The sequence below is a fragment of the Herbaspirillum lusitanum P6-12 genome (genome assembly GCF_000256565.1).
Lineage (GTDB): Bacteria > Pseudomonadota > Gammaproteobacteria > Burkholderiales > Burkholderiaceae_D > Herbaspirillum > Herbaspirillum lusitanum.
Genome location: NZ_AJHH01000584.1, coordinates 1 through 5389 on the forward strand (window position 1 = coordinate 1; position 5389 = coordinate 5389).

The following is a 5389-nucleotide window of genomic DNA, read 5'->3' on the forward strand; positions in this document are numbered from 1 at the left end:
CGCGTTCCGCCACGGCGGAATCGCCCTCTTCGACCAAGGCGATAAAATTCAGCACCACCTCCGGATCATAGCGGTGACCGCTTTGCGATTTGATCAGCTGGACGGCTTTGTCGAGCGGCAGCGGCAACGTGGCAATCGCGCCGGAACGCAGCGCCTCGAAATCGCGCGCGACCGCCAGAATGCGCGAGCCAAGAGGGATGGCCTCGCCGCTCTTTCCCTCGGGAGTACCACGCCCGTCGTAACGCTCATATTGATACAGGATCAAGTGACCGACCTCGTCGAAGGCGCTCACCGGCGTCAGCACCATGTGCCCCTTCACCGGGTGCGCCATGAAGCTGCGCGACTCTTCACCCGACATCTTTTCCAGCGGCTTGCGGATCAGCTCGTCGGGCAGGCCGATCTTGCCGATCGCATGCAGCAGCCCGGCGATCGACAGATCCTGCAACTGTACGTCATGCAATTTCAATTTTTTCCCGAGCTTGCGCGACAGCGCGCTGACACGATCCGATTGCCCGCCGAGCATTCCTGAACGGAGTTCGATCATGTTCGAGAAGACTTTCAGCATCGTCAGGAAATTGAGCTTGATCTCATCCTGGCTGTTTTCCAGGAACATCACGGTCTGGCGGATTTCTTCGGTACGCGCCTGGACCTGCTTTTCCAGCCGCGCATTGAACGTCTGGAGCTCTTCGTTCTGCTTGCGCACAAGTTCGTTGAGCCGCACCGCTTCTTTTTTCAAATGTTGCTGTTCCAGCGCACGCTGTATCGTCAGCAGGAGATCCTGCTCGTCCCACGGCTTCTGCAGATAGTGATAGATGCCGCCGTCATTGATGGCGGAAATCGTCGCCGTGATTTCAGAATAGCCGGTCAGCAAGATCCGCATCACCTCAGGAAAACGCTCCTTGGCCTTGCCGAGAAACTGGGCGCCGCTCATCTCCGGCATGCGCATGTCGGAGACGATCAGGTCCACCGGATGTTCTTCCAGCAAGCGCAAGCCGTCGGCGCCGCTTTCTGCGGTGATCAACGTATATCCCTTCGGACGCAACACGCGCTTGAGGGACGACAAGATGCTGGCCTCGTCGTCGACCAGCAGGACCACCGGCGGCGGCGATGCATTTTCCGTATTCGTATCAGTGGCGGCAATAGCGATATTCGACATACAAGATCCTCTTGACTATATGCGTTGGTATTTCAACCAGCGTCCTGCTGGAGTGTTTCCTTGATCTGAGTCACCGGCAGACACACGGTAAAACACGTGCCTACGCCAACCTCGCTCTGGACATCAATGCGACCGCCATGCTTTTGCACGATCCCATAAGACAGTGACAGACCGAGCCCGGTGCCGCTGCCGATGGGCTTGGTCGTGAAGAACGGTTCAAAGATGCGCGACAGGTTTTCCGGAGGAATACCACAGCCGGTGTCCTCCACCTGGATGTAGACCCAATCCTCTTTGCATTCCGTCCGAATGCGAATGGTGCCGCGCTCGGCGAATGAATGCGCGGCATTGACCAACAAGTTCATGAATACCTGATTCAGCTGCGACGCCAGTCCCTTGATCAATGGCAGCTCGCCGTATTGCCGCTCGATCACGGTCTTGTATTTCAGCTCGTTGTTGGCGATCGTGATGGTGCTCTCCAGACCTTTCCGGATGTCCACCATTTGCCAATCGCTTTCCCCCACATGGGAAAAATCCTTGAGCGACTGGACGATGTCCTTGACCCGTTTCAGGCCCTCCAGCGATTCGGTGATCAACTCGACCACGTCGCCTTTGAGGTATGCAAGATCGGCGCTGGCGCTCAACTGCCGCGCTTGTTGCCGCAAGTCCTCGCCCAGGCTGTCATCCGATAGCAATGCATCCTGCCGCACGATGACCTCCAGCAACTGGTCGACATAGGTCTGCAACGATTTCATGTTGGAACTGACAAACCCGACCGGGTTGTTGATTTCGTGCGCGACGCCGGCGGCAAGCTGGCCGATGGAGGCCATTTTTTCCGACTGCAGCAATTGCTCTTGCGCTTCCTTCAGCTTGTTGATCAGGCTGCGTTGCTCTTCGCCGGTGCGCTGCAATGCCTCTTCCATCAATTTGCGTTCCGTGATATTGGTCAGCGAGCCGATGACTTCGACCGGGTTGTTATTCTCGTCGCGGATCAGGCGCAAGCTGTCGTGCATCCACAAGTACCGTTTGTCCTTGGTAAGAAAACGATATTCATAGGCGCGCTCGCCTTCCACGAACAACATGGCGAGGCTGGAAAAAATGTCCGGCGCGTCGTCAGGATGAATGTGATCGAACCAGAAATTGGGATCTGCAACCATCTCCTTCGGATCGTAGCCCAGCACGCGGGAGGCGTTTTCGCTGACGAAGGTCATTTTGAAATCGCCCGACGGCACGCTGCTGTAAATAATTGCCGGGGTGTTGGCAATCAGGTATTCAAATCGCTGTGCGATATTCACCGGCGCGACGTCGGCCACCCTGTCGGCCGATGACAAGGGGCTCGATTCAAACGTTTCGAATTGTTGTGTCATGAGAACTATGCGAAGGCCCTGCGAACGTCCGTCAACAGTCTTAACAGGCACAGCGGTGACGCCGGAGCCGAACTTGATACTTTCTTATTTTCTCGACTTTGGATTCCCCTTGCTCAACGATACTTACGTTGATAGATCACATTATTATCAGTAAAACTACTGCTCGGCAATTCAATTTTCTTCTGCGTTGTCTTTCACTTCTTATCGGAATAACATAGCTCAACAAAACCTACCGCACTGGTTGCCATTGAAATGTCGCGCGTTGCTCATTGGTTCATTCTTCTTTCATAGGCACCATGTACAAAGCAGCCCTTTCAGAACATCCGTCTTACTCGGAAGAGAACCTCCGGATCATTTTTGTCGAGGACGTCGTCGACGATGCCGAGTTGGTCCAGCAGGAACTGCGCCGCTCCGGTCTCGCGCCTTCCCTGCTGCGCGTGGACACCGAGGCCGATTTTCTGACTGCCCTGCAGACCCCGGCAGACGTGATCCTGTGCGACTTTTCCCTGCCCAACTTCGACGGCATGGCCGCGCTGAAAATTACCCGTGAACAATTTCCTCACGTCCCCTTCATTTTCGTTTCCGGCACCATCGGCGAGGAACTTGCCATTCAGGCATTGCGACAAGGCGCTTACGACTATGTATTGAAAGACAACATTGCGCGTTTGCCATCTTCGGTCCGGCGTGCGCTGCAGGAATCCCACCAACGCGCGATCCGGCGCAGGACCGAGGAAATCCTGTCTGCGGAAAGCAAACTGTTGTCGGCGGTCTTCGACAGCGCCGGTGCCGTCGGCGTCATGCTGGATGCGCAAGGCCGCATATTGCGTTTCAACCAGGCTGGCGAAAAAGCCACCGGCCATGCAAGCGACGACATCCAGGGACTCTGCTTCTGGGATATTTTCTTCCCCCCGACGCAAGCGCAAAGCGAGAAAGAGCGCTATCTGAGCGCCGACCGCTCGGCCTTCCCGCTGCAGTTCCAGAACCAATGGTTGACCAGGAACGGACAAATCCGGACGCTGCTCTGTTCGCTCAGTATCTTGGAGAATGACTACTTCAAGACCGTCTTCATCCTGAGCGGCATCGATATTACGCAATGGCAGGAAGCGGAAGAAAGAGTCTATCGCCTTAGCCATTTCGACCAGATCTCGGGATTGCCGAATCGGGCGGTCTTGCGCGATCGCCTCGAGCAGGCGGCATTGCGCCACGATCCGGAGGCAGGTTCGGTGGTGCATATCCTGGTGGAGCTGAATGGACTGGCGCGTCTGCGCGATGCACTCGGCGCCCAGGCCGGGGTCGCGCTGGCAATCGCCATTGCCGGGCGATTGCAGGCATGGAAACCGCCCGGACCGACCACCATCGCACAATATGCCGATCGCGTCTTCGCCGTGCTGATCGAACACGTGAAGCGGGAAGACATCGACGCAGTCGTGCAACATCTGCTGCGCACGCTGGAAGCGCCCTATTCGATTCCCGGCCAGGAGGAGATCCATCTCCAGCCGAAGATCGGTATTGCGCTTTATCCCGACGATACCCGGTCGGCCGAATCGCTGTTCCATTTTTCCGAGGTGGCCCTGCATCGTGCGCAAGGTAATGCGTATGAGCATACCCACTTCTATACCCGCAGCTTCAATCAGGAAATCGCCGCGCGCCACGTCCTGGCCAACCAGCTACGCCAGGCCATACAGCGCGAGGAACTGGTCTTGCACTACCAGCCTCAGGTGTCGTTGAAGAACGGGAAAATAACCGGATTCGAAGCGCTGGTGCGTTGGCGCCACCCGGAGCGGGGCTTGCTGTTGCCCGCAGAATTCATCGCACTGGCCGAGGAGTCCGAAACCATCCTCGTATTGGGCGAGTGGGTACTGCGCGCCGCCTGCCGTCAATGCAAGCAATGGCAAGACCAGGGCCTGCCGCCAGTGACCATCGCCGTCAACCTGTCCGCGATGCAATTCAATGAACAGAACCTGCGCGTGCTGGTCGGCCACATATTGGAAGAATCCCGGCTCGACGCCCGGCATCTTGAACTGGAGCTGACCGAAAGCGTGTCGATGGATGATCCGGAAAAGAGCATTGCGATCATGGTCCACCTGCGCAAGATCGGCGTGACGTTGTCGATCGACGATTTCGGCACCGGATACTCGAATCTCGGTTACCTGAAACGTTTCCCCGTCGGCCGGCTGAAGATCGACAAATCTTTCGTGCGCGACCTGGTCAATGATCCTCACGACCTGGCCATTTGCCGGTCCGTAATCGCACTGGCGAAAAGCCTGCGCCTCGAGGTGATCGCGGAAGGCGTGGAAACCATCAATCAACTCAAGTTGCTGCACGCGGAAGGCTGCGACAAAATCCAGGGCTATTATTTCAGTGCAGCGATGTCGGCTGAAGAATGCACATCGTTTCTCGCGCGCGATGTTTCCCTGCCGCTGGATGCCATCCGTCGCCTGCCGTATGCGCGTTCGCTGCTGATCGTCGACGATGAAGTGAATATCCTGTCGGCGCTGAAACGGGTACTGGGCCGCTCCGGCTACCAGATTTTTACCGCCAGCAAGGTCGCCGATGCATTCGACATCCTGTCCCGCCATCACATCGGCGTGATCCTGACGGATCAGCAAATGCCGGACATGCCGGGCACGGAGCTGCTGGAAAAAGTCAGGTACATGTTTCCCGACACCGTGCGCATCATGTTGACGGGCCAGGCCAGCCTGGACGCGGTCACACAGGCGATCAACCAGGGCGCCATCTATAAATTCCTCGTCAAGCCCTGGGACAACACACAACTGGAAGCCGTCATCCACGAGGCTTTCGAAAAGTTCGAAGCGACGCTGCGCCCCTGATTCACCCTGGCGCCGCCGGGCCTTGCCTTGCGGCGCGA

Annotated in this window: 3 protein-coding genes; 1 reads left to right on the forward strand and 2 read right to left on the reverse strand. The window is 57.1% G+C overall.

Annotation, left to right across the window (positions count from 1 at the left end; all coding sequences use genetic code 11):
* Together nosR and HLUSI_RS0119365 are read right to left on the reverse strand one after the other, a co-directional pair.
* Window positions 1-1156 (reverse strand): response regulator c-di-GMP phosphodiesterase, NosR family (gene nosR, locus HLUSI_RS0119360; protein WP_016835521.1); only part of this gene is annotated, 1156 nt, incomplete at its 3' end.
* A 32-nt stretch (window positions 1157-1188) separates the two neighbouring features.
* Window positions 1189-2520, reverse strand: a complete 1332-nt coding sequence (locus tag HLUSI_RS0119365) for an ATP-binding protein (RefSeq protein WP_016835522.1) — start codon at window positions 2518-2520, stop codon at window positions 1189-1191.
* A 296-nt stretch (window positions 2521-2816) separates the two neighbouring features.
* Between HLUSI_RS0119365 and HLUSI_RS0119370 the strand changes: the two genes are divergently transcribed.
* Entirely contained in the window at window positions 2817-5351 is a 2535-nt protein-coding gene (locus tag HLUSI_RS0119370) for an EAL domain-containing protein (RefSeq protein ID WP_016835523.1), read from the forward strand.
* Window positions 5352-5389 lie beyond the last annotated feature (38 nt).